This is a genomic window from Pseudomonas sp. FW507-12TSA (genome assembly GCF_058781435.1).
The window spans coordinates 22,201-44,624 of the sequence record NZ_JBYSWT010000041.1; the positions used below are offsets into that span (position 1 = coordinate 22,201).

The 22,424-nt window shown below is 65.2% G+C and carries 20 protein-coding genes; 4 read left to right on the forward strand and 16 right to left on the reverse strand.

Going from position 1 to position 22,424, the window contains the following annotated elements:
- The first annotated feature begins 576 nt into the window (after positions 1-576).
- Positions 577-3,807, forward strand: a complete 3,231-nt coding sequence (rne, locus tag AC3WK8_RS28845; protein WP_103326505.1) for a ribonuclease E — start codon at positions 577-579, stop codon at positions 3,805-3,807.
- A 63-nt stretch (positions 3,808-3,870) separates the two neighbouring features.
- On the opposite strand, the gene AC3WK8_RS28850 is transcribed toward rne, so the two are convergent.
- The 12 genes from AC3WK8_RS28850 to AC3WK8_RS28905 form a co-directional block, all read right to left on the reverse strand.
- Positions 3,871-4,467: a nucleotidyltransferase family protein gene (locus AC3WK8_RS28850; protein ID WP_103326506.1), complete on the reverse strand. Its 597-nt coding sequence runs from the start codon at positions 4,465-4,467 to the stop codon at positions 3,871-3,873.
- Positions 4,464-5,459 (reverse strand): XdhC family protein, encoded by a 996-nt coding sequence (locus AC3WK8_RS28855; protein WP_103326507.1) that lies wholly within the window; start codon positions 5,457-5,459, stop codon positions 4,464-4,466. Before AC3WK8_RS28855 ends, AC3WK8_RS28850 begins: the two co-directional genes overlap by 4 nt.
- Positions 5,459-7,774, reverse strand: coding sequence for a xanthine dehydrogenase family protein molybdopterin-binding subunit (locus AC3WK8_RS28860; RefSeq protein ID WP_103326508.1), 2,316 nt, complete (start codon positions 7,772-7,774; stop codon positions 5,459-5,461). Before AC3WK8_RS28860 ends, AC3WK8_RS28855 begins: the two co-directional genes overlap by 1 nt.
- A complete protein-coding gene (locus AC3WK8_RS28865; RefSeq protein WP_022643160.1) occupies positions 7,771-8,241 on the reverse strand; it encodes a (2Fe-2S)-binding protein in 471 nt (156 codons plus the stop codon). Before AC3WK8_RS28865 ends, AC3WK8_RS28860 begins: the two co-directional genes overlap by 4 nt.
- A gap of 242 nt (positions 8,242-8,483) precedes the next feature.
- Positions 8,484-9,509: a UDP-N-acetylmuramate dehydrogenase gene (murB, locus tag AC3WK8_RS28870; RefSeq protein WP_103326509.1), complete on the reverse strand. Its 1,026-nt coding sequence runs from the start codon at positions 9,507-9,509 to the stop codon at positions 8,484-8,486.
- The gene (locus AC3WK8_RS28875; protein ID WP_103326510.1) at positions 9,506-9,970 is read right to left on the reverse strand and encodes a low molecular weight protein-tyrosine-phosphatase; all 465 of its coding nucleotides are present in this window, start codon (positions 9,968-9,970) and stop codon (positions 9,506-9,508) included. Before AC3WK8_RS28875 ends, murB begins: the two co-directional genes overlap by 4 nt.
- Positions 9,970-10,734: a 3-deoxy-manno-octulosonate cytidylyltransferase gene (kdsB, locus tag AC3WK8_RS28880; protein ID WP_053135780.1), complete on the reverse strand. Its 765-nt coding sequence runs from the start codon at positions 10,732-10,734 to the stop codon at positions 9,970-9,972. The genes AC3WK8_RS28875 and kdsB overlap by 1 nt, the downstream gene beginning before the upstream one ends.
- Complete coding sequence (locus AC3WK8_RS28885; RefSeq protein ID WP_011060103.1) at positions 10,731-10,916, reverse strand: Trm112 family protein; 186 nt, start codon at positions 10,914-10,916, stop codon at positions 10,731-10,733. Before AC3WK8_RS28885 ends, kdsB begins: the two co-directional genes overlap by 4 nt.
- Positions 10,917-10,941: 25 nt before the next feature.
- Positions 10,942-11,952 carry a tetraacyldisaccharide 4'-kinase gene (lpxK, locus tag AC3WK8_RS28890; RefSeq protein ID WP_103326511.1) on the reverse strand — a complete coding sequence of 337 codons (1,011 nt, stop codon included), beginning with the start codon at positions 11,950-11,952 and terminating at the stop codon, positions 10,942-10,944.
- Positions 11,952-12,380, reverse strand: coding sequence for an ExbD/TolR family protein (locus AC3WK8_RS28895; RefSeq protein WP_085597205.1), 429 nt, complete (start codon positions 12,378-12,380; stop codon positions 11,952-11,954). The genes lpxK and AC3WK8_RS28895 overlap by 1 nt, the downstream gene beginning before the upstream one ends.
- Positions 12,377-13,012 carry a MotA/TolQ/ExbB proton channel family protein gene (locus AC3WK8_RS28900; protein WP_022643155.1) on the reverse strand — a complete coding sequence of 212 codons (636 nt, stop codon included), beginning with the start codon at positions 13,010-13,012 and terminating at the stop codon, positions 12,377-12,379. Before AC3WK8_RS28900 ends, AC3WK8_RS28895 begins: the two co-directional genes overlap by 4 nt.
- A 102-nt stretch (positions 13,013-13,114) precedes the next feature.
- Positions 13,115-15,346 (reverse strand): DNA internalization-related competence protein ComEC/Rec2, encoded by a 2,232-nt coding sequence (locus AC3WK8_RS28905; RefSeq protein WP_103326512.1) that lies wholly within the window; start codon positions 15,344-15,346, stop codon positions 13,115-13,117.
- Positions 15,347-15,486: 140 nt separating this feature from the next.
- Here AC3WK8_RS28905 and AC3WK8_RS28910 point away from each other — a divergent pair, with 140 nt between their 5' ends.
- Complete coding sequence (locus AC3WK8_RS28910; RefSeq protein WP_031321234.1) at positions 15,487-16,002, forward strand: DUF2062 domain-containing protein; 516 nt, start codon at positions 15,487-15,489, stop codon at positions 16,000-16,002.
- Between the two features lie 51 nt (positions 16,003-16,053).
- Here the strand turns inward: AC3WK8_RS28910 and AC3WK8_RS28915 are convergent, their stop codons facing one another.
- From AC3WK8_RS28915 to AC3WK8_RS28930, 4 genes are all read right to left on the reverse strand, one after another.
- Positions 16,054-16,833: an ABC transporter permease gene (locus AC3WK8_RS28915; protein ID WP_022643152.1), complete on the reverse strand. Its 780-nt coding sequence runs from the start codon at positions 16,831-16,833 to the stop codon at positions 16,054-16,056.
- Positions 16,830-17,762: an ABC transporter ATP-binding protein gene (locus tag AC3WK8_RS28920; RefSeq protein ID WP_022643151.1), complete on the reverse strand. Its 933-nt coding sequence runs from the start codon at positions 17,760-17,762 to the stop codon at positions 16,830-16,832. The genes AC3WK8_RS28915 and AC3WK8_RS28920 overlap by 4 nt, the downstream gene beginning before the upstream one ends.
- Positions 17,763-17,894: 132 nt before the next feature.
- Entirely contained in the window at positions 17,895-18,518 is a 624-nt protein-coding gene (locus AC3WK8_RS28925) for a glutathione S-transferase family protein (RefSeq protein ID WP_103326518.1), read from the reverse strand.
- 42 nt (positions 18,519-18,560) lie between these two features.
- A complete protein-coding gene (locus AC3WK8_RS28930) occupies positions 18,561-19,220 on the reverse strand; it encodes a transglutaminase-like domain-containing protein (RefSeq protein WP_085597207.1) in 660 nt (219 codons plus the stop codon).
- A gap of 225 nt (positions 19,221-19,445) precedes the next feature.
- Between AC3WK8_RS28930 and AC3WK8_RS28935 the strand changes: the two genes are divergently transcribed.
- Complete coding sequence (locus AC3WK8_RS28935) at positions 19,446-21,893, forward strand: acyl-CoA dehydrogenase (RefSeq protein ID WP_085597208.1); 2,448 nt, start codon at positions 19,446-19,448, stop codon at positions 21,891-21,893.
- 85 nt (positions 21,894-21,978) lie between these two features.
- Positions 21,979-22,386: a PA2817 family protein gene (locus tag AC3WK8_RS28940; RefSeq protein WP_053135767.1), complete on the forward strand. Its 408-nt coding sequence runs from the start codon at positions 21,979-21,981 to the stop codon at positions 22,384-22,386.
- Positions 22,387-22,424: the final 38 nt, after the last annotated feature.

Below are 22,424 nucleotides of genomic sequence, written 5' to 3' on the forward strand. Positions count from 1 at the left end.
AGGCCGTCCTACGCAGCTCTCGCCACATAACGGACGAGTTGGACGCTGTAACAAGCGCAGGTGACATGAGGCCTGAAACCCGTAGGAAGCAGAGTTCCACTCGCCTCTTACGCAGCGATTAACGGCCAGTTCACAAAGTGCAGTCAGCGACTGACGACACCCAGGCGGAAGTTGTGGAAACAACGCCTTAGCCATGATGCGTGACCTCCCCTTTCGGAGTTCACGGTAAATGCCAACCCGCTGCGGATTCTGCGCGCGGCAGCACCCGAATTATCAGGGATACGTGTAGGGTGGAGATGCACAACCGTCGGACTGTGTAGCATTAGGCTTTATCAAGACGCTTCATCTCGTCCACAGTCGCCGGTTGATTCCTCCTCCTGACAGACTTTTGCTTAAGCGGTGCTTTAGTCACCACAGCAAGCAGGACGCGTGAGTCGCGACTTCGTTCCCGGTTGACAGGGACGAACCTCGCTAGACACTCGAGTGGTCAACCACTCCTGACGCACCTGACACCGACCGTGAGAAGTCGTGTGTGCCGAACGCCGTTTCCGGCAGCCCGGAAACCGACGGTACTACATGAAAAGAATGCTGATTAACGCAACTCAACCCGAAGAGTTGCGTGTTGCCCTGGTAGACGGCCAGCGCCTCTACGACCTGGACATCGAGTCCGGTGCACGCGAGCAGAAAAAGGCCAACATCTATAAAGGCCGCATCACTCGTATCGAACCTAGCCTCGAGGCTGCCTTTGTCGATTTCGGCTCTGAGCGCCACGGCTTCCTGCCTCTCAAAGAAATCTCCCGCGAATACTTCAAGAAAGCCCCTGAAGGCCGCGTCAACATCAAGGACGTCCTGAGCGAAGGCCAGGAAGTCATCGTCCAGGTCGAGAAAGAAGAACGTGGCAACAAGGGCGCAGCCCTGACCACTTTCATCAGCCTGGCCGGTCGCTACCTGGTCCTGATGCCGAACAACCCTCGCGCCGGTGGCATCTCGCGCCGCATCGAAGGCGAAGAGCGCAACGAACTGCGCGAAGCACTGAACGGCCTGGTGGCACCTGCCGACATGGGCCTGATCGTCCGCACTGCCGGCCTGGGCCGCAGCAGCGAAGAAATGCAGTGGGACCTGGACTACCTGCTGCAACTCTGGACCGCTATCAAGGAAGCGTCCCAGGACCGTTCCGCGCCATTCCTGATCTACCAGGAAAGCAACGTCATCATCCGCGCGATCCGCGACTACCTGCGCCAGGATATCGGCGAAGTGCTGATCGACAGCGTCGAAGCCCAGGACGAAGCCCTGACCTTCATCCGCCAGGTGATGCCGCAGTACGCCAGCAAGATCAAGCTGTACGAAGACAGCGTGCCGCTGTTCAACCGCTTCCAGATCGAAAGCCAGATCGAGACCGCCTTCCAGCGCGTGGTCGAACTGCCTTCCGGCGGCTCCATCGTCATCGACCCGACCGAAGCCCTGGTGTCCATCGACATCAACTCGGCTCGCGCCACCAAAGGCAGCGACATCGAAGAAACCGCCCTGCAGACCAACCTGGAAGCGGCGGAAGAAATCGCTCGCCAGCTGCGCCTGCGTGATATCGGCGGCCTGATCGTCATCGACTTCATCGACATGACCCCTGCCAAGAACCAGCGTGCCGTGGAAGAAAAAGTCCGCGAATGCCTGGAAGCCGACCGCGCCCGCGTGCAGATCGGCCGCATTTCGCGCTTCGGCCTGCTGGAAATGTCCCGTCAGCGCCTGCGTCCATCCCTGGGCGAGAGCAGCGGGATCGTCTGCCCACGCTGCAGCGGCACCGGCATCATCCGTGACGTCGAGTCGCTGTCCCTGGCCATCCTGCGCCTGATCGAAGAAGAAGCCCTGAAGGACCGCACCGCCGAAGTCCGCGCCCAGGTACCGATCCCGGTCGCCGCGTTCCTGCTCAACGAAAAACGCAACTCGATTACCAAGATCGAACTGCGTACCCGCGCCCGTATCATCATCCTGCCGAACGATCACCTGGAGACGCCACACTTCGAAGTCCAGCGCCTGCGTGATGACAACCCGGACGCCAACAACAACCAGTCCAGCTACGAAATCGCCGCTGCCGCAGCCGAGGCCGAAGAGCCACAACCGGCCGCCGGCACTCGCACCCTGGTTCGCCAGGAAGCCGCGGTGAAGACAGCTCCAGCGCGTGCCAACGCTCCGGTTCCTACCGAAGCCGCCGCCCCAGCGCCTGCTCCGGCACCGACTCCGGTGGCCGAGCCAAGCCTGTTCAAGGGCCTGGTCAAGTCCCTGGTCAGCCTGTTCGCCAGCAAGGAAGAGCCTGCCGCACCAGTGGTGGCCGAGAAACCGACCCCCGAGCGTCCTGCCCGTAACGAAGAACGTCGTAACGGTCGCCAGCAGAGCCGTAGCCGCAACGGTCGTCGTGACGAAGATCGCAAGCCGCGCGAAGAACGTGCTCCGCGTGAGGAACGCGTACCACGGGAAGAGCGTCAGCCGCGTGAACTGCGCGAAGCTCGTGATGAAGGCCAGGCCACTGCTCGCGAAGAGCGCCAGCCGCGTGCACCGCGTGAAGAACGCCAGCCACGCGCCCCGCGCGAAGATCGCAAGCCTCGCGGCGAGCGTGAAGAGCGCGTACGCGAACTGCGCGAACCCCTGGATGCCGCTCCAGCGGTAGCCGCTGCCGCCGCTACTGCAGCCGTGGCCGAAGAGCGTCCGGCTCGCCAGCCACGCGAAGAGCGCCAGCCACGTGCGCCACGTGAAGAGCGCCAACCACGTGCCGAACAGGCCCAGGCCGCAGCCGTCAGCGAAGAAGAAGCGCTGCCTAACGAAGAGCAACTGCTGGAAGAAGGCCAGGACAACGCCGAAGGCGAGCGTCCACGTCGTCGCTCCCGCGGCCAGCGTCGTCGCAGCAACCGTCGCGAGCGTCAGCGTGACGCCAACGGCAACCTGATCGAAGGCTCGGAAGAAAACACCGAAGAGCCAAGCAGCGACGACCTGGCCGCCGGCCTGGCAGTCACCGCTGCCGTTGCCAGCACCGTGATCAGCGCCAATGCCGAAGCCGAGGCTCATCAGCAAGCCGAACGCGCTACCGCCGCCGTTGCCGAACCGGCCCCTGAAGCACCGGTGGTCGAGGCCACCACTGCGGTAGAGGCTCCAGCCGCACCAGCCGTGGAAGTGGCTCCAGCAGCCGAAGTCGCACCAGCCGCTGAACAGCCGGTCGAGGTCGCTGCCGAACCCGCCGTGGTCGTCGAGGCCCAGCCGGTGGTTGCCGAGCAGCCTGTCGTAGAACCTGTAGCCCCAGCGCCAGCGTTCGAAGAACCAGCCGCCGAGCCAGCCCCGGTAGCCGCTCCAGTAGCTGAACCGGTGATCGAGCAGCCAGTGGTTGCCGAGCAGCCAGCCCCGGTAGTGGAGCCTGCTCCGGTTGTCGCTCCAGTAGCGGTCGAGGCTCCAGCTCCGGTAGCCGAAGCGGCTCCGGCCAGCGCCCTGACCAGCAACGGCCGCGCACCCAACGACCCGCGCGAAGTGCGTCGCCGCAAGCGTGAAGCCGAGCGCCTGCAGAAGGAAGCCGAACTGGCTGCCGCTGCTGCTCCGGCCGAAGCCGTGGTCGCTGTCGAAGCTACACCGGTAGTTGAAGCCCCTGCGATCGTCGAGGCAGCTCCTGCACCTGTCGAAGCACCTGCCGCAGCTCCTGCGCCAGTTGCCGAGCCTGAGGCGCAGCAACCTGCCCCAGTGGTCGAAGAAGCGCCACGCGCTGTCGAGCACAGCCCTGAGCACGTAGCCCACACCGAAGAGAAAGAGCACGAGACCAAACCTCTCGTCTGATTCCATCGGCTGATAAAAAGCCCCGCTCCGGACCTCCGGGCGGGGCTTTTTCATACCCGTGCTTCAGCTCTGCCGATAGTCCAGCGCCTGCGGCACATCCACATCCCACAGGACACCCGGATCACTCACCGGTACCTCGACCACCGCCCCGGAAGCAAACAACGACCTGCCCCCGCGATCACCGGCCAACCCGAGCAGCGCTTGGCCATAAGCCCGGCCAAAACCCACCGGATGCCCCAGCTCGTCACCCTGCCTTGGCACGCAAATCCACCCTGGCTCCATGGCCTCGACCACTTGCCGGATAGTGTCGGCCTGGATGAAGGGCATATCCCCCAACACCACCAGCCAACCCTTGGCCTCTGCCGCGGCGCTCACCGCTGCTGCCAGACTATGGCCCATGCCGGCGGACTCCAACTGCAGCACTTCACAGCCATGGGCCCGACCCAATGCCAGGACCTGCGGCCGGTGTGCAGTGGTCACCAGGACTCGATGCACAATCTCCCCCGGCAGATTCACCAACGCCTGCTCCAGGACCGGCCGCAACACCCCGTCACGCCCCAGGCAGGGCGCCAGCAGCTTGTCCTGGCCATGCCCCGCCACATCCTGATAACGCCTGCCCTGCCCCGCCGCCAGGATCAGCGCACAGGGCAGCAGGCTCATACGGCCACCTGGCTGGCGTGGGACGCGGGCTTTTTCTGCACGGTTTCGACGCCGTTCTTCAGTGCCACGATCTCGGCCATCAGCGACAAGGCGATCTCCGCCGGGGTATGGCTGCCGATATGCAGGCCCACCGGCCCGTGCAGACGCCCGATAGCCTGGGCCGACAACCCCAGCAGCGCCAGGTTGTCCCGGCGCTTGCGACTGTTGACCCGGGAGCCCAGCGCACCGACGTAGAAGGCCCGGGAGTCGAGCGCCGTGAGCAAGGCCATGTCGTCCAAGCGCGGATCATGGGTCAGGGCCACCACGGCAGTACGCTCATCGGGCTCGATACTCGAAACCGCATCGTCGGGCATGCCGGCGACAAACCGTCCGTCCTCCGCGTCCCAGCCATGCACGAACTCCCGCCGTGGATCGCAGACCAGCACCTCGAAGTCCAGCAGGCGGGCCATTTGCGCCACGTATCGGGACAGCTGCCCGGCGCCGATCAACAGCAAGCGCCAGCGCGGCCCGTAGATCGCCCGCAAGATGGCTCCGTCGAACGCCAGCTCATCGCTCTTGCGTGCCGGCTCGAGTCGCACCGCGCCGGTGGCCAGGTTCAGTTCCCGGGCCACGATCTGGTGCGCCTGGCACCGCTCGAGCAGTTCGGCGACCCAGGCCGGATCACCGACCCGCTCCTCGGCCAGGCGCAGGGTGCCGCCACACGGCAAGCCGAAACGCGCCGCCTCCTCCAGGGTCACGCCATAGGTCACCAACTGGACCGGCGGCCCCTGCATCGCCAGGCGCCCATCTGCCAGGCGCGCAATCAGGTCATCCTCGATGCAGCCACCGGACACCGAGCCGATCACCACCCCGTCATCGCGCAGCGCCAGCATGGCGCCTGGCGGTCGCGGTGCACTGCCCCAGGTCTGGACCACGCTGTACAGCACCACCGCCCGACCGGCGCGCCGCCACTCCAGGACACTGCGCAGGACATTCAGGTCGACGCTGTCCATCAGGCGCTCGCCTGCTGCCAGCCCTGCAGCTGGTAGCGTACCGGCAAGTTGCGGATGCGCTTGCCGGTAGCGGCGAAGATCGCATTGCACAACGCCGGCGCAATCGGCGGCACTCCGGGCTCGCCGACGCCACCCAGTGGCACCTCCCCGGGCGGCGTCACCAGGTGCACCTGCACCTCCTTGGGCGCCAGGGACATGCGCGCCACTTCGTACATGTGGAAGTTGTCCTGCTGGACCTTGCCGTCCTTGAAGCTGATTTCCCCCAGCACCGCGTTGCCCAGGCCCATGACACAAGCCCCCTCGAACTGCGAACGGATACGCTCGGGGTTGATCTGCGGACCACAATCCACGGCGATATCGGCCTTGTGCACAATCAGGGTGCCATCGCTCTTGACCTCCACTTCGATCACCGCTGCGACGTAGGTCACGAAGCTGTAGTGCACCGCCAGTCCCAGGCCGCGACCCTTGGGCAGCTCCCGCCCCCAACCGGCGGCCTTGGCGGCGGTTTCCAGCACCGTGCGCAGGCGACCGGTGTCGATGGGATAGCGCTCGGGGGATTCGCCATAGTTCCACTCCTCGCTCAAGGTCCGCGGATCGATCTGCCGATCAGGCCCCAGCAGGCGCAACTGGTAGCGCAACGGATCTTCACCGGCCTTGTGAGCCAGCTCGTCGACGAAGCTCTGGATCGCGAAGCCATGGGGAATGTTCGACACCGAGCGATACCAGCCAACCCGGGTGTGGGCAGCCGCCTCGGGGTTCTCCAGGCGCACGTTGGGAATGGCATAGGCCATGTTGGTAAAACCCATGCCCAGCTCGAAAGCCGCCTCATGGTTCATGCCCGGGGCGAACAAGGCCGTGATACTCGGCGCCACGGTGCGGTGCAGCCACGCCGCAGGCATGCCGTCCTTGTTCAACCCGGCCTTGAGGTATTCGGCCGACACGGTGTGGAAATACGAGTTGTGGATATCGTCCTCGCGGGTCCACTGCACCCGCACCGCCTTGCCGGGAAAGGCCTTGGCCAGGATCGTCGCCTCGATGATGAAATCGGGCTTGGACTTGCGACCGAAGCCGCCGCCCAGCAGGGTGACGTTCACCGTGACCTGGTCGAAACCGATCCCCAGCCGCTCGGCGATGCGCTCGCGAGTCACCTGGGGCGCCTGGCTCGGCGCCCAGGCTTCGCAGCGACCGTCCTGGAAGCGGGCCACGGCCACCATCGGCTCCATCGGCGCCTGGGCCAGGTGCGGCAAGTAGTAGGTGGCCTCCAGGCTGCCGTCGGCGCTCTCCAGGGCCTGCTCGAGGTTGCCGGTGCTGCGCACCACCTTGCCTGGCTGGTGCGCGGCCGCCTCCAGCTCCTTGCGGTAGTCGATGGAGTTGTAGCCGGCGTTGACCCCATCCTCCCACTCGAGCTTCAACGCCTCGCGGCCCTTGATCGCCGCCCAGGTATTGCTCGCCACCACCGCGACACCGCCCAGGGGCTGGAACTCCGAGGGCAAGGGACGGCTTTCGATCGGGATCACCTTGATCACCCCGGGCACTTTCAGCGCCGCGCTGTCATCGACGGACTTGAGCTTGCCGCCATAGACCCGGGGCCGGGCCACCACGGCGAACAGCATGCCTTCGAAATGCACGTCGGCGCCGTACACCGCACGACCATTGACGATGTCCTGGCCGTCGATCGCCCGGGTCGCTTCCTTGCCGATGTAGCGGAACTGCGAAGCTGGCTTCAGGCGCAGGCTGTCCCGCGGCGGCACCGCCAGGGCCCCGGCGGCGACGGCCAGGGCGCCGTAGCCCAGTTCACGCCCGCTGGGCTGGTGGACCACCTTGTGCAACTGCGCCCGGCATTCCGCCAGTGGCACCTGCCACTGGGCGGCGGCCGCTTGCTCGAGCATGGTCCGCGCTGCCGCGCCGCAACGGCGCATGGGCTCGTACCAATGGCGCATGCTGCGCGAGCCATCGGTGTCCTGGTTGCCATAACGCGCCTCGTCACCCGGCGCCTGCCTGACCTTGACCAGGGCCCAGTCGGCTTCCAGCTCGTCGGCCACCACCATGCACAGGCTGGTACGCACGCCCTGGCCCATTTCCGAGCGGTTGCAGGTGACCGTTACGCTGCCGTCGGCATCGATGCTGACATAGACCTTGGGATCGTCGACCCAGCCGTGGGGCATGCCGTCGGCGCCGAACTTCTTGTCCTCGGCAAAGGCATCCTGCCAACCCCAGCTGGCGGCCAGCACCAGGGCACCGGTGGCGCCCACGCCCTTGAGAAAGCCCCGGCGACTCAGGTTGGCCAGGGTGAAATCAGTGGGTAGAGGACTCATGCCTTGGCCTCCTGCAATTGGCCGGAAGCGCGACGGATCGCGGTCTTGATCCGGTTGTAGGTGCCGCAGCGGCAGATATTGCCGAGCATCGCCTCCTCGATCTGTTCGTCACTGGGGTTGGGGTGGATCTTGAGCAGCGCCGTGGCGGACATGATCTGCCCGCCCTGGCAATAGCCGCACTGGGCTACCGCGGTGTCCAGCCAGGCCTGCTGCACCAGTTGGCCCACCGGATCGTTGTGCAGGTTGTCGATGGTGCTGACGTTCTTGCCCAGCACCGAGCCAACCGGGGTGATGCAACTGCGGGCAGGATCGCCGTCGATATGGATGGTGCAGGCACCACACAAGCCCATGCCGCAGCCGAACTTGGTGCCGTTGTAGCCGATCACGTCGCGGATCGCCCACAACAGGGGCATATCCTCGCTGACGTCCAGTGGATGGTCTTGTCCGTTGAGTTTCAGGGTAATCATGGGCACGCCCGCATTCTATGGAGGGATGGGGTCGAACCATCTGTCGCGCGGTACCGCGACTGCGGGGCACGCAGATCGGCTCAGGCTAATCGGGCTCTCTTGTGAAGCTCGAGCTTCACCGGGCCCTTGGGAACAGCAAGAAGCACATTCTTAGCCTGCTAAGTTAAGCCCTAATTAAGCAAAAAGCCTTGTCCGAACGTCATTCGGGCAAGGCTTTTTTCGGGCCAGGGGGCGGCGAACGGTCATGCCCCGTAGAGGTTGGGCTCCATCTCCAGCTCGACGCCGAAACGCTCGGCGATGTCGCGCTGGATCCTCTGGGCCAACGCCAACAACTGCCGTCCGCTGGCGTTGCCGTAGTTGACCAGCACCAGCGACTGCAAGCGATGGACCCCGGCATCGGCCTCGCGAAAGCCCTTCCAGCCTGCCTGCTCGATCAGCCAGCCGGCCGCCAGCTTCACCTGCCCATCCGCCTGGGGGTAGGCCACCAGGCCTGGGTGCGCCTGGCGAATGCGCTCCGCCAGCGCCGCCGGCACCACCGGGTTCTTGAAGAAGCTGCCGGCGTTGCCCAGCACCGCCGGGTCCGGGAGCTTCTCGCTGCGAATGCTGCAAATCGCCTGGCTGACATCGCCGGCAGTGGGCCGCTCGATGCCCTGCTCCGCCAGGCGCTGGCGTACCGGGCCGTACTCAAGGCGCAGATGCTCGGCCCGACTCAGGGCAAAACGCACCCGCAGGATCAGCCAACGACCAACCTCCTGCTTGAACAGGCTGTCGCGGTAGGCGAACCGGCACTGCTCCAGGTCGAACTCGCGCAACTCGCCGGTCTGCCGATCGAGGGCGGTGAGACCGGCGAACACGTCCTTGATCTCGACACCATAGGCACCGATGTTCTGCATCGGCGCGGCACCGACGGTGCCGGGAATCAGGCTGAGGTTCTCCAACCCGGACAAGCCCTGCCCCAGGGTCCACTGGACGAAGGGGTGCCAGGGCTCCCCGGCTTCGGCTTCCACCACCACCCGCTGCCCATCGTCCTCGAGCAGGCGGGTACCGCGGCTGGCCATGCGCAGCACCAGGGCCTGGATATCCCCGGCCAGCAGCAGGTTGCTGCCGCCACCGATCACCAGCAATGGCAACTGGTGCTCGCGACTGTAGTCCAGGGCCTCACGGACTTCGGCGTCATCATGGGCCTGGGCGAACAGCCGGGCCTTGACCTCGACCCCGAAGCTGTTGAACGGCTTGAGCGACACATCGGGTTGGATGACCAGGCTCATAGGCGCCCCTGCAATTCGATCACCAGGCGATCACAGGCCGCTTCGATCAGGTCCAGAACTTGCTCGAAACCCTTTTCACCGTCGTAGTACGGGTCCGGCACCTCGTCGCGCACCGCCTCGTAGCGGCGCAGGAACAGGTCCAGCTCGGCCTTGCCATTGGCCGGTTGCAGGGCCTTGAGGTTGCGCAGGTTGCTCTGGTCCATGGCGAAGATCAGGTCATAGCGCGAGAAGTCGGCGCTGCTGACCTGCTGCGCCCGTTGCGCCGACAGGTCGTAGCCGCGCTGCAACGCCGCCCGCTGGCTGCGGGAGTCCGGCGCCTTGCCGACGTGCCAGTCGCTGGTGCCGGCGGAAGCCACGTGTACCTGCTCGGCAAGACCGGCTGCACGCAGTTTGTGGCGCAACACGCCTTCGGCGGTGGGTGAGCGACAGATGTTGCCCAGGCAGACGAACAGGACCTGCATCAGGCCTCCAGCAGGCGTCGGACGCGCTCGAGGTCTTCGGCGGTATCCACGCCGGTGGGCGGGGCTTCGAGGGCATCGGCCACATGGATGCGCACGCCGTGCCACAAGGCCCGCAGCTGCTCCAGGGACTCGGTGTTCTCCAGCCAGCAAGGCCCCCAGTTGACGAAGTCATGGAGGAAACCGGCACGGTAGGCGTAGATGCCGATATGGCGGCGGTAAGGCACGCCGGCGGGCAGTTCGTCACGATTGCGGGCAAAGGCGTCACGGGCCCAAGGCAGGGTCGAGCGGCTGAAGGTCAGCGCCAGGCCGTTGAGGTCGCTGACCACCTTGACCACGTTGGGGTTGAACAGGGTCTGTGCATCCTCGATCGGCTCGGCCAGGGTGGCCATGCGCGCTTCGGGATGGGCCGCCAGGTTGGCCGCCACCTGGTCGATCACCGCCGGCGGGATCAGCGGCTCGTCACCCTGGACGTTGACCACGATAGCGTCCGCCGCCAGCCCCAGCTGGGTGGCGACCTCGGCCAGGCGGTCGGTGCCGGAGTTGTGGTCTTCACGGGTCAGCAGCGCTTCGGCGCCAAAGCCCTGGCACGCATCGACGATACGCTGGTCGTCGGTAGCCACCACCACGCGCTCGGCGCGGCTCTTGCGGGCCTGCTCCCAGACCCACTGGACCATCGGCTTGCCGGCGATCATCTGCAGCGGCTTGCCCGGCAAGCGGGTGGAGGCGAAACGCGCCGGGATGACAACGGTGAAGGCGCTGGTCATTTGTCCAGGCGCTCCTCGGTGGTCAGGGTGCGAGCCTCGCTTTCCAGCATCACCGGGATGCCGTCGCGGATCGGATAGGCCAGGCCGGCGCCCTTGCTGATCAGCTCGGTCTTGTCGGCGCTGAGTTTGAGAGGGCCCTTGCAGATCGGGCAGGCCAGGATGTCGAGCAGTTTGGTGTCCATGAGGGTTTCCCTGGATAGAAGCGGTTTAAGGCAATAGACGGTCAGGCAGCAGGCGCATCAACTGGGTGTCGAACCAGGCGACGAAGGCTGGCGATGGCACCGCGTCGACCGCCAGGTACCACCAGTCGGCCGCCGCGAACTCGCGGCACTTGACCGCATCTTTCTCGGTCATGACCAGCGGCAACGACGGGGTGAAGGCCAAGGCCTGCGCACTGTATTGGGCATGGTCGGCAAATGCATGGGGGACAGGTCGCAAGTGTAGCGTTTCAAGGGTATTGAAGAAACGCTGGGGGTTGCCGATGCCGGCCACCGCGTGCACCGCTTGCCCCGGGGTGAAATGCGCCAGCGGACGACGCTCGCCGCTTTGCAGGTTGATCAGCGCCGAAGGCTGGAGCTCAAAGGCGAAACCATCGTCGCGATCGGCGGCGGCACCGTTGTACAGCACGGCATCCACACTGTGCAGGCGCTCCACCGGCTCGCGCAGCGGGCCGGCCGGCAGGCAACGGCGATTGCCCAGGCCGCGGGCCGCGTCGATCAGCACCAGCTCCAGGTCGCGAGCCAGTCGGTAATGCTGCAGGCCATCGTCGGAGAGGATCAGGTCCAGCGGCTCGGCGGCGAGCAGGGCTTGCACCGCGCGGCTACGATCGGGATCGATCATCAATGGCACGCCGCAGCGCTGGACGATCAGCAGCGGTTCGTCGCCCGCCACCTCGGCGCTGTCCGTGGCCGTGACCCGCCAGGGCAACTGGGCTGGCTTGGCGCCATAACCACGGCTGACCACGCCGACGCGCAGGCCGAGGCGCTGGCAATGCTCCACCAACCACAGGATCAACGGAGTCTTGCCGGTGCCACCGACCGTGATGTTGCCCACCACCACCAGGGGCACCGGCGGCTGGTAGATCTCGCCCTCGCCGGCCAGGAAGCGCTGGCGCTTGCCCACCACGACACGGCGGTACAGCCATTCCAGTGGCTGCAGCAGTTTCAGTGCGCGATGGCCCTGGTACCAGGCGGCGAGCAAACGATCGGAAAGTGCCATCAGGGAGCCGGCGCCGCCTCGACGGTGGTCATGCGCAGGTGGCTGAAACCGAGCTTGCCGGCCGCGTCCATGGCAGTGATCACCGCTTGATGCTGGGTCTTGCCGTCGGCGCTGATGGACAGCGGCAGGTTGGTATCGCCAGCGGATTCCTTCTGCAAGGCCTCGATCAGGGTCGCCAGGTCGTTCTTGGGCAATACCTGGTTGTTCACCGAGAACGCCCCGTCGGCGCTGATGGCGATATCCAGCTGCTTGACCTGCTGGTCCTCGGCCGGCGAGCCGCTGACGGCTTCGGGCAGGTCGACACGCAATTCGGTTTCCCGGGTGAAGGTGGTGGTGACCACGAAGAACAACAGCAGGATGAACACCACATCGATCAGCGACGCGAGGTTGATGTCCACTGTTTCCCGGGGTTTGCGACGGAATTTCACGCTGCGCCCTCGGCCAGGTCGACATCGCGGTCGCCCTGGATCACTTCCACCAGCTTGATCGCCTCCTGCTCCATGCCCACCACCAGCTCATCGACCCGGCGTTGCAGGAAACGGTGGAAGAACACCGAGGGGATCCCCACCATCAGGCCCGCAGCGGTGGTGATCAGGGCCTTGGAGATACCTCCGGCCAGCACATGGGCGTTGGTGGTCATGCCCGAGCCCATGAACGAGCTGAAGATATCGATCATGCCCAGCACGGTGCCCAGCAGGCCCAGCAGCGGCGCCATGGCGGCGATGGTGCCCAGGGCGTTGAGGTAGCGCTCCAGCTCGTGGATGACCCGGGCCGCCGCTTCCTCGATGCATTCCTTCATGATCTCGCGGCCATGCTTGGAATTGGCCAGGCCCGCAGCCAGGATCTCGCCCAGGGGCGAATCGGCACGCAGTTCCTTGAGCTTGTCCTTGTTCAGCTGCTTGTCCTTGATCCAGCGCCAGACCTGGCCCAGGAGGTGGGGCGGGGTCACACGGCTGGCCCGCAGGGTCCACAAGCGCTCGGCGATGATGCCCACGGCCGCGATGGAACTCAGGATGATCGGCAGCATCATCCAACCGCCGGATTTGACCAATTCCCACACAGTGACAGCCCCCTCGAAAAAGTGCGCCACTCTAACATAGGGGCCGGACGCACCGAAGACCGTGATGTCGCATGTTTCCAGGCTTTAATAACCCACGGTTATTTAAGGCATTGTGACCGGCTCACGCCAGAACCGCCGTTGCTCGCGCACGCTGTAGGGCGGCGCAAAAGCCCCCAGTCGCAACCTCAACGCGCCCTGCTCGGCACTGTCATAAAGCGCCACGCCCAGGCTCCGATAACGCGCCACCACCTGCGGGTGCGGGTGACCGAAGGCATTGCCCCGGCCCCGGGAAACCAGTACCGCGTCGGGCGCCAACCGTTGTAGCAGGGCCATGGACGAAGAGGTCCGGCTGCCATGGTGCGGCGCCTGCAACCAATGGGTCCGCTGCGCCAGCGGGCCCTGGAGCAAAGCCCGTTCCGCATGGATATCGATGTCGCCAGTGAGCAGCAGGCGCTCACCCCGGGCCTCGACCTGCAACACACAGGAAGCCTGGTTGCCATCGCGCGCGCCGGCCCATTGCCACTGGCGGAAACGCACGCCATCCCATTGCCAGCTCGCCCCGGACTCGCACGGCATGGCCTGCAAGATGGCCGGCAATGCCTCGGGCTCGCCACTACGCACCAGGCGAACCGGCAACGCCCGCTGCACCGCCAGGGCGCCACCGGCATGATCGTTATCGGCATGGCTGAGCAACATCAGGTCCAGCTGGTGGATGCCCAAGCGCTGCAGGGTCGGCACCACTACCCGCTCGCCGAGGTCGAAATCGCCGCTACGGGCGCCCGCGTCGTACAGCATCGCGTGGTTACGGGTACGCAGGACGAACGACAGCCCCTGGCCCACATCCAGCTGCCAGACCTCGGCCTCGCCGAAGGGCGCTCGCGGCTGCGGCGGCCAGGCCACCAGCAGCAACAGCGGCCAGCCGAGAATCCGCAGCGGCACGCCGGGCGGCAGCAACAGCAACAACGCCCCCAGACTGGCGAGGCTCCAGATCCAGGCGGGCAACAGCGGCGCGACCCAGGCCGGCCGCCATCCGGCGATCAGCCCCAGCACACGGAACAGTCCCTCCAGCAGCCCACCGGCCAGCCACAACAAGCCTTCGCCCACCACTGGCAAGGGCAACAACAGGCTTCCCAGCAAAGCCGGCGGCAACACCAGCAGGCTGACCCAAGGCACCGCCAGCAGGTTGGCCAGCGGACCGCTGAGGCTGATGGGCAGGCCCAGGGCCAGCATCGGCGGCAGCAGGCCGATCGCTATCAGCCATTGGGCGCGGGTCCAGCTCTGCCACCAGCGCCAGGCCCCCAGCCGCCCGGCGAAGGTGAAGATCAGGATCGCCACCGCCGCGAACGACAGCCAGAAGCCCGGTTGCAGGCTGGCCAGGGGTTCGAGCAACAGCACCGCATCCAGCGCCAGCAGCAGCGGCCACCAAGTGCCCAGGTGACGAAAGCGCAAGCGCCAGAGCAGGACCAGGGCCACCATCACGCAGGCGCGCTGCACCGGCACGTCGAACCCCGCGAGCAACCCGTAGCCCAACGCCCCGAGAAAGCCCAGGACGCAGGCCCACGGCAGCCATGGCCAGCGCGCGGGCCAGGCGCCGAGCCGCGCCAGCCCCGCCACGACGAGATAGATCACCCCCGCCAAGAGGCTGATGTGCTGCCCGGAAATGACCATCAGGTGCACGGTGCCGGTGTCTTGCAACAGCTGCCAGTCCTCTCGCGTCAGCCCGGAACCATCCCCCATCACCAATGCGGCCAGCCCTCCGCTCCGGCCATGGGCCTGGACCGCCAGCAAGCGCTGGCGCAAGCGGTCGCGCCAGGCGCCCTGGGCCGGCGCCAGCAACTGGCCATCCTTGACCGTACCGACGGCGCCGATACGCCGCGCCAGCAGCCACGCCTCGTAGTCGAACCCCTGTAGGTTGAGCAACCCCACGGGGCGGCGCAGTGTCACCGCCAGACGCCAGCGCTCGCCGCTCTTGACCGGCGGCCCGTCACGCCAGCTCACGCGAATTCGCCGTGGCAGGCGCTCGCGTCGGGCCTGGGCATCTTGCAACTCGAACCGCACCACCTGTGCCCCAGCCTCCGGCAAACCGCTGATCCGTCCTTCCAGCCAGCGAGTCTGGCCGTCCAGGCGCGACGCCAACCGATCGTCGAGCGCCCACTGCGCACAGGCACAGGCCCAACTGAAACCGAATAGGAAAAATGCCACCGGATGTGTACGAAACGGCAACAGCAGCAAGGCCAGCACCAATACCGGCAACAACCACCAGAGTGGCGGCAAGGCCGGCAGAAAACCCAGCGCCAGAAGCCCCGCGGCCAAGCCCAGCATCCCTGTTCGCATCAGCCAATCCATCCATGACGAGCCCTACCCTTGGCTTAGCCGAGGACGGCCGGACACGGCTTTATCATTTGTCACAATGTCTGAATTTGCCCTGTTTACAATCCAGTCATAATTACCGCTTGACCCGACCGAGAAGCCTTATGCCCCGGCGCTTATTCAAACGTTACATGCCAGATCCCACCAGCATCCGGGAACACAAGTCCTTACGCTTTCTCGGCACCTTGCTGCATGACGCCAACCTCTGGCACCTCAACCGGCACTCCGTGGCCCGCGCCATGGCCGTGGGCCTGTTCGCCGCCTTCATCCCGATCCCGATGCAGATGTTGCTGGCCGCGGTGCTGGCCATCTGGTTGCGGGGCAACATGCCCATCAGCGTCAGCCTGGTATGGCTGACCAATCCCATCACCATGCCCCCGGTGTTCTTCTGCACCTATCAGCTAGGCGCCTGGCTAATGAACGTGCCGCCGCGCACCCTGCCCGACAGCCTCACCTGGGAGTGGATCAGCAGCCAACTGGCCACCCTCTGGCAACCCTTCCTGCTCGGTTCGGTGGTGGCCGGCCTGGCCCTGGGCGCCCTGGCCTACTGCCTGACCATGCTCTACTGGCGCTGGTGGGTCGGCCGCCAATGGCAACGCCGCAAGCTGCAGCGGCGCTAGAAACGACAACGGCCTCCCGAGGGAGGCCGTTGTCGTTGATGGGGCAGTTGCCTACTGGCGCATGCCGCGCCCGCTGACCAGCAACCTGGCACAGCCTATGTAGAGCACCGCGGTGGCCACCAGCATGAACGTGATCGCCGTGCCGATACTGATATCCGATACCCCGAGGATGCCGTAGCGGAACGAGTTGACCATGTGCAGCACCGGGTTGGCCAGGGACACGGTCTGCCAGAACGGCGGCAGCAGGTTGATCGAGTAGAACACTCCGCCCAGGTAGGTCAGCGGCGTCAGCACGAAGGTCGGGATGATCGAGATATCGTCGAAGTTGCGCGCGAATACCGCGTTGATGAAGCCCAGCAACGAGAAGATCGTGGCCGTCAGCACCACCACCAGCACAGTGACGCCCAGGTGGTGCACCTGCAGCTTGGTGAAGAATAGCGACAGCAAGGTCACGATGATCCCCACCATCAGCCCGCGCAACACGCCGCCCAGGGTATAGCCGATGAGGATGGTGTGGGGCGAGACCGGCGACACCATCAATTCCTCGATGGAGCGCTGAAACTTGCTGCCGAAGAAGCTCGACACCACGTTGCCGTAGGAGTTGGTGATCACCGACATCATGATCAGCCCCGGCACGATGTACTCCATGTAGGTGAAGCCACCCATGTCGCCGATCTGCCGGCCGATCAGGTTACCGAAGATGACGAAGTACAGGACCATGGTGATGGCCGGCGGCAGCAGGGTCTGCGGCCAGATCCGGGTGAAGCGCCGGACCTCGCGGTAGACGATGGTGTTGAGCGCTACCAGGTTGGGCTTGAACTCCGAACTCATACCGCCACCTTCGACAGGTTTTTCTCCACCAGGGACACGAACAGCTCCTCAAGTCGGTTGGTCTTGTTACGCAGGCTCAGCACCTCGATGTTCTGCAGCGCCAGCTGGCTGAACAGGGCCGTGATGCCCACGGCCTTGTCCACCTGGACCTCCAGGGTATGGCTATCCACCAGACGGGTCGGATAGCCGGCCAGTTGCGGAACCACGTGCAAGTCATGCTTGAGGTCGAGCAGGAAGGTTTCCACATGCAGCTGGCTGAGCAGCTGGCGCATGCTGGTGTTCTCGACGATGGTGCCGTGGTCGATGATGCCGATGTTGCGGCACAGCTGCTCGGCCTCTTCCAGGTAATGGGTGGTGAGGATGATGGTGATGCCCTTCTGGTTGAGCTCGGTGAGGAAGCTCCACATCGAACGGCGCAGCTCGATGTCGACCCCGGCGGTCGGCTCGTCGAGGATCAGCAGGCGCGGCTCGTGGACCAGGGCCCGGGCGATCATCAACCGGCGCTTCATGCCGCCGGACAGCGAGCGCGAAGGTACATCGCGCTTGTCCCACAGGCCGAGCTGGGTCAGGTACTGCTCGGCCCGCTCCTTGGCGATCTTCGCCGGGATGCCGTAGTAGCCGGCCTGGGTCACGACGATGTCGAAGGTCTTCTCGAACTGGTTGAAGTTGAACTCCTGGGGCACCACGCCAATGCTGCGCTTGAGCGCGGCCGGCTGGCGGTCCAGATCATGGCCGAAGACATTCACCGTGCCGCTGGTCTTGTTCACCAGGGTCGAGAGGATGCCGATGGTGGTGGATTTACCGGCCCCGTTGGGGCCGAGCAAGGCAAAGAAGTCACCCTCGGCGACGTCCAGATCGATACCACTCAGGGCCTGGAAACCGTTGCCGTAGGTTTTGGTTAGCTGCCGGATGGACAGAGCGGAACTCATATCGGATTCATGCACCAAGAAGGGGAAGTTTTATAGGTAAGGGCAGGCCGGGTCGATTGCAACATTGCCGGACGCCCGCCATGTTGCGGGCCGGCGCCCTGCAAGTACAGTCATGCATATCGATAGTGGGTATTAAGTCAAAGCGGTCATCACCGCCCGACGGTAGGCCGGCCGTGCCGCCAGCCGCTGGTACCAGGCCTGCAGGTGAGGTAGCGCCGGGCGCTCGATGGGTATCTCGAACCAGGCGTAGATGAAGCTGCCCAGGGGAATATCGCCCATGCCGATCTCCTGGCCGGACAGGTAAGGCTGGTTCGCCAGGGCCTGGTCGACCCGCTCCAGCAACTGGGCACAGGTGTCCCTGGCGGCGTCGATTCGCACCCAGTCCTGCTCGGCCGAAGGGGTGCGCAGTACCCCCCAGAACAGGGGACGGAATACATCAGCGAAGGTCGAGGTGGTCCAGTCCATCCACTTCTCGGCACTGGCCCGGGCCTGTACGTCGGTCGGATACCAGGGCGTGCCGGCGGCATGCCGGGCCAGCAGGTAGCGCACGATGGTGTTGGATTCCCAGAGCACGAAGCCTTCGTCCTCGATCATCGGGATCCGCCCGTTGGGGTTCAGCGCCCGGTACTCCGGGGTGTCCACCACACCGAAGGCGCCGCCGGCATCCAGGGACTCATAGGCCAGCCCCAGCTCTTCGGCGCACCACAGCGCCTTCCTGACATTCGATGAATTCTTGCGTCCCCAGATCTTCAGCATGACCATCCCTCGGTAATGAATGCCGGGGCAGTCTACGCCTGATCAGTCACGACTCAAATCGCTGTGCATATCACCAAGTCCCGTGAATTGCGGCTGGCCGATCAGATGCGGATAGCATTTTTTCAGGTGGTCGAAAAAGAAGTGCTCCGGGACATCGGCGAACTGCCCATGGTCCACCAGGTACTCCATCGCCTGCTCGCCCTGGCGGTTGAAGGGCTGGAACACGCTGTCCTGCACACCGTCGAAATCCAGCGGTGCCACATCGAACAGCTCGCACAGGTCCTGGTTGAACGCCGGCGTGGCCTTGACCCAGCGCCCATCCAGGTACAACTCGGTGTAGCCGTGCATGGCGAACACGTCGCTGCGCAACAACTCCAGCAGGCGCGGGGGCGACAAGTGATTACGCACATCGGCCAGGCCGATGCGTGCCGCAATCCCGCAGTGCCTGGCACAACCGGCCAGCAAGGTGGCCTTGGGCACGCAATAGCTTTCCCCCGTGGCCAGGGCATGGCTGCCGCGCAGGGTTCCGGGATCGAGGCTGAAGGTATAGGGGTTGTAGCGCACGGCCTCACGCACCGCGTAGTAGAGGCTCATAGCCTGCTGCCGGGGATCACGATCGATGCCGCGATGAGATTCGGCGAACTCCACCACTGCAGGGTGGTCACTATCGATGAAGCGGCTGGGACGCAGGTACTCGTGCATGGGCATAACCTCCAGGTGAACCCTGAGTCTATAGAGGCATCCAGCACAGAGATAACGACGTTTCGGCCAAAGATCATGGCCTGCTTCACCCAGCCGGACGGAATGTGCAGCCGACGTTCACCGGCCAGGGCCAGCCTGCCCCGCACCGCCCCGGGCACCCGCTTGGCCGCACGCCGGCTAAGCTCTGAAGGTGCTTCGGGTCCCTGGCCTCATGGAGGATTGAATATGCTGTTGTTGTGGATATTGGTTCTGTTGGCAGGCATCGCCTACCTGGCACACCGCCGCACTGCTCCGTTGCCCGCCCTGGGCGCAGTCGCCATCTACCTGCTGGCCATGGGCATCTTCAGCCATGCTCCCGGCTGGTTGCTACTGGTGTGCTGGGTGCTCTTGGCGGCAGTGGCGGCGCCCCTGTTGCTACCCGACCTGCGGCGCAAGCATTTCAGCGCCCCGCTGTTCAACTGGTTCCAGAAAGTCCTGCCGCCGATGTCGCAAACCGAGCGCGACGCCATCGACGCCGGCACCGTGTGGTGGGATGGCGAGCTGTTCAGCGGGCGTCCTGACTGGAACACCCTGCTGGCCTACCCCAAGGTCCAGCTCACCGAGGAAGAACAAGCCTTCATCGATGGTCCCACCGAAGAGCTCTGCGCCATGGTCAGCGACTGGCAGATCGGCCAGCAGATGGACCTGCCTGCCGAGGCCTGGGCACATATCAAGGAGCACGGTTTCTTCGCCCTGATCATTCCCAAGGAGTACGGCGGCAAGGGCTTCTCGGCCTATGCCCACTCCCAGGTGGCAATGAAGCTGGCGACCCGTAGCGGCGACCTGGCCTCCACGGTCATGGTCCCCAACTCCCTGGGCCCGGCCGAACTATTGCTGCACTACGGCACCGACGAACAGCGCAACCACTACCTGCCGCGCCTGGCCCGGGGCGACGACATTCCCTGCTTCGCCCTGACCGGCCCCCTGGCCGGCTCCGACGCCGGCGCCATGCCGGACACCGGGATCATCTGCAAGGGCCAGTGGCAAGGACAGGAAACCCTCGGCCTGCGCCTGAACTGGGAAAAGCGCTACATCACCCTGGGGCCGGTCGCCACCCTGCTGGGCCTGGCCTTCAAGGCCCATGACCCGGACCACCTGCTGGGCGACGAAGAGGACCTGGGCATCAGCCTGGCCTTGATCCCCACCGACACCCCCGGGGTGGAAATCGGCCGCCGCCACCTGCCCCTGGGCGCCGCCTTCATGAATGGCCCCAACTCCGGCAAAGACGTGTTCATCCCCCTGGACTTCCTCATCGGCGGCCAGGAGATGCTCGGCAAGGGCTGGATGATGCTGATGAACTGCCTGTCGGTGGGACGCTCCATCTCGCTACCGGCAGTGGGCACCGGCGCCGCCAAGTTCACCAGCCTGGTCACCGGCCAGTACGCTCAGGTACGTGAGCAGTTCAACGTGCCGCTGGCGGCCTTCGAAGGCATCCAGGAAGCCCTGGCGCGCATCGGCGGCAATGCCTGGCTGATGGACAGCGCGCGCATGCTCACCGCCAATGCCGTGGACCTGGGGGAAAAACCCTCGGTGCTGTCGGCGATCCTCAAGTACCACCTCACCGAGCGCGGCCGCGAATGCATCGGCCACGCCATGGACGTGCACGGCGGCAAGGGCATCATCATGGGGCCCAACAACTACCTGGGCCGCAACTGGCAGGGCGCGCCGATCTTCATCACCGTGGAAGGCGCCAACATCCTGTCGCGCAACCTGATGATCTTCGGCCAGGGAGCGATCCGCTGCCATCCCTTCGTGCTCAAGGAAATGGCCCTGGCCGGGCGCGAGGACCATGACCAGGCCCTGAAGGAGTTCGATGCCCTGCTGCTCAAGCACATCGGCTTCGCCGTGAGTAACGCCGCCAGCACCCTGGTGCTGAACCTGGGCCTGGGCCGCTTTGAAAAAGCCCCGGGGGACAGCCTCAGCCAGGGCTACTTCCGCGCCTTGAACCGCCAGGCCGCGGCCTTCGCCCTGCTCGCCGACCTGTCGATGATGCTCCTGGGTGGCGAACTCAAGCGCCGCGAGCGCCTGTCCGCACGCCTGGGCGATGTGCTGAGCCACCTGTACCTGGGTTCGGCGGCGCTCAAGCGCTACCACGACCTGGACTCGCCGGAGTACCTGCAACCGCTGCTGGCCTGGGCCATGGAAGAAAGCCTTGGCCACTCGGAGCGAGCCCTGGACGAACTGCTGCGCAACTTCCCCAGCCGCACCTTCGGCTGCCTGCTGCGGGTCCTGGTGTTTCCCTTCGGCCGGCGCCATACCGGCCCCTCGGATCGACTGGACGCCGAAGTGGCGGCGATCATCGGCCGGGCCAAGGGCGACCCGGCCCTGGAAGCCGTGCTCGAAGGTTGCTACCGCCCGCAAGCGGCGGACGATCCGGTGGGGGCCCTGCAGCATGCCTGCGAACTGCTCAGCGCCGCCCATCCACAATACAAGCGCCTGCACGAGGCGTTGAAAAGCGGCCAGTTCAAGCCTGCTGCCGGCGAGTCGATCATCGACGCCGCGCTGGAGGCCGGTGTCCTGCAGGCAGCCGAGGCGCAAAGCCTGCACGCGGCCGAAGCAGCGCGGCGCAAAGTCATCGATGTGGATGATTTCGCCAAGGAAGAGTTGACCTTGAGCGAAGGCAAGACCCGCTAAGCGACCGCCCTTGGGCTGGTCGATTATGAAACCGGGCGTGGGGGCTATATACTCCCGCGCCCGTTTTGCTCTTGAGGACCCTGTCATGTCCAACGCCGTCGCCGATCATCTCGTCCTGCTGGACCACCTGCGCAGCATCCTGGTGGCCGTGGGAGAAGCCGAACAGGTTCCCGAAGAAAGCCACGCGCTGTTCCTGGAGCGCTTCGATGAACTGCGCGCCTCGCTGCCAATCGATCCGATCGAAAGCCAGTACCTGGGCCAGGACCTGCTGTGCCAGATCATGCAACGCTACCCACAGATCGCCCACCTGGTGCCGCGCGACCTGCTGTGGTACTTCGCCGGCGACTGCCTGCACTACATGCCCGACGAGGAAATCGACCTGTTCCAGGCCCTCGAGGAACGGCGCTACGAGGCCGAGCAGAACGACGAGCCCTTCGACTGGAACCAGGAAAAACAGCTGTTGGCGCTCTCCGACCAGGACAGCAAGCACTGATCGACACGCCTGGCGTCACCAAGGCCCGCACGGTTGCA

What these genes read in the sequence shown, in the direction of transcription:
- rne (WP_103326505.1), top strand. Translation starts at nt 577, where the DNA reads ATGAAAAGAATGCTGATTAACGCAACTCAACCCGAAGAGTTGCGTGTT.
- AC3WK8_RS28850 (WP_103326506.1), bottom strand. Translation starts at nt 4,467, where the DNA reads ATGAGCCTGCTGCCCTGTGCGCTGATCCTGGCGGCGGGGCAGGGCAGG.
- AC3WK8_RS28855 (WP_103326507.1), bottom strand. Translation starts at nt 5,459, where the DNA reads ATGGACAGCGTCGACCTGAATGTCCTGCGCAGTGTCCTGGAGTGGCGG.
- AC3WK8_RS28860 (WP_103326508.1), bottom strand. Translation starts at nt 7,774, where the DNA reads ATGAGTCCTCTACCCACTGATTTCACCCTGGCCAACCTGAGTCGCCGG.
- AC3WK8_RS28865 (WP_022643160.1), bottom strand. Translation starts at nt 8,241, where the DNA reads ATGATTACCCTGAAACTCAACGGACAAGACCATCCACTGGACGTCAGC.
- murB (WP_103326509.1), bottom strand. Translation starts at nt 9,509, where the DNA reads ATGAGCCTGGTCATCCAACCCGATGTGTCGCTCAAGCCGTTCAACAGC.
- AC3WK8_RS28875 (WP_103326510.1), bottom strand. Translation starts at nt 9,970, where the DNA reads ATGCAGGTCCTGTTCGTCTGCCTGGGCAACATCTGTCGCTCACCCACC.
- kdsB (WP_053135780.1), bottom strand. Translation starts at nt 10,734, where the DNA reads ATGACCAGCGCCTTCACCGTTGTCATCCCGGCGCGTTTCGCCTCCACC.
- AC3WK8_RS28885 (WP_011060103.1), bottom strand. Translation starts at nt 10,916, where the DNA reads ATGGACACCAAACTGCTCGACATCCTGGCCTGCCCGATCTGCAAGGGC.
- lpxK (WP_103326511.1), bottom strand. Translation starts at nt 11,952, where the DNA reads ATGGCACTTTCCGATCGTTTGCTCGCCGCCTGGTACCAGGGCCATCGC.
- AC3WK8_RS28905 (WP_103326512.1), bottom strand. Translation starts at nt 15,346, where the DNA reads ATGCGAACAGGGATGCTGGGCTTGGCCGCGGGGCTTCTGGCGCTGGGT.
- AC3WK8_RS28910 (WP_031321234.1), top strand. Translation starts at nt 15,487, where the DNA reads ATGCCCCGGCGCTTATTCAAACGTTACATGCCAGATCCCACCAGCATC.
- AC3WK8_RS28915 (WP_022643152.1), bottom strand. Translation starts at nt 16,833, where the DNA reads ATGAGTTCGGAGTTCAAGCCCAACCTGGTAGCGCTCAACACCATCGTC.
- AC3WK8_RS28920 (WP_022643151.1), bottom strand. Translation starts at nt 17,762, where the DNA reads ATGAGTTCCGCTCTGTCCATCCGGCAGCTAACCAAAACCTACGGCAAC.
- AC3WK8_RS28925 (WP_103326518.1), bottom strand. Translation starts at nt 18,518, where the DNA reads ATGCTGAAGATCTGGGGACGCAAGAATTCATCGAATGTCAGGAAGGCG.
- AC3WK8_RS28930 (WP_085597207.1), bottom strand. Translation starts at nt 19,220, where the DNA reads ATGCACGAGTACCTGCGTCCCAGCCGCTTCATCGATAGTGACCACCCT.
- AC3WK8_RS28935 (WP_085597208.1), top strand. Translation starts at nt 19,446, where the DNA reads ATGCTGTTGTTGTGGATATTGGTTCTGTTGGCAGGCATCGCCTACCTG.
- AC3WK8_RS28940 (WP_053135767.1), top strand. Translation starts at nt 21,979, where the DNA reads ATGTCCAACGCCGTCGCCGATCATCTCGTCCTGCTGGACCACCTGCGC.